The 643-nt window shown below is 72.9% G+C and carries 1 protein-coding gene and 1 pseudogene; one reads left to right on the forward strand and one right to left on the reverse strand.

The window, feature by feature from the left end:
• The coding region (locus DMH01_RS42500; protein ID WP_305016654.1) for a CocE/NonD family hydrolase C-terminal non-catalytic domain-containing protein at positions 1-262 on the forward strand (262 nt) is incomplete at its 5' end.
• A 112-nt stretch (positions 263-374) separates the two neighbouring features.
• Here the strand turns inward: DMH01_RS42500 and DMH01_RS42505 are convergent.
• Positions 375-643 (reverse strand): annotated as a pseudogene (locus tag DMH01_RS42505) (MerR family transcriptional regulator); the annotation flags it as partial.

Raw genomic sequence — 643 nt, forward strand, 5'->3', positions numbered from 1 at the left:
GATCCTGGACGCGCAGAACCACAGGTCGCTCAGCCGCTCGACCCCGCTGACGCCCGGCAGGCCGTACCGGATCAGCTGGAAGATGTTGCCGCAGGACTACGAGTTCAAGGCGGGACACCGGCTCGGCCTGGTGCTGACCGGCACCAACGCCGCCCTCCCCCAGGACCCCGACCTCGAACCCGGCACCGGGACCAGGGTCACCGTCGACCTGGCCGGCACCTCGATCTCGCTGCCGCTGGTCACCGGCACGACCATCGACTGACCTGAGCGCCGAGCGCCGAGCGCCGAACGCCGGACGGGGGCCGGCGCTCGGCTGCCGGCGCTCGTGACGCACCCGACAGCGGCCCGGCCGATCGGCGCGGCGAAGTGTGCGGTCACTGGTGGGGGATGTCCACGCCGGCGGCCCGGAGTTTCGCCTCGACCAGCGCGGTCAGCCGGGCCATGGCCGGTGCCGCCTGGTCCTCGCCGTGGTGGTTGAGCAGGCCGTACCGGGTGGTGTCGGCGCGGGCCCGCAGGCGTTTCGAGGTCGCGAGCAACGCGGGGTTGGCGAGGAACCGCTCGGCCACGGCGGTCGCGAGCTCCTCGATACGGGGGTCGTCGGGCGCCAGGTCCTTGGCGGCCCAGCATTCCTTGTTCAGGTCGA

Origin of the sequence: Amycolatopsis sp. WAC 04182, from assembly GCF_003947465.1 — a bacterium.
Lineage (GTDB): Bacteria > Actinomycetota > Actinomycetes > Mycobacteriales > Pseudonocardiaceae > Amycolatopsis.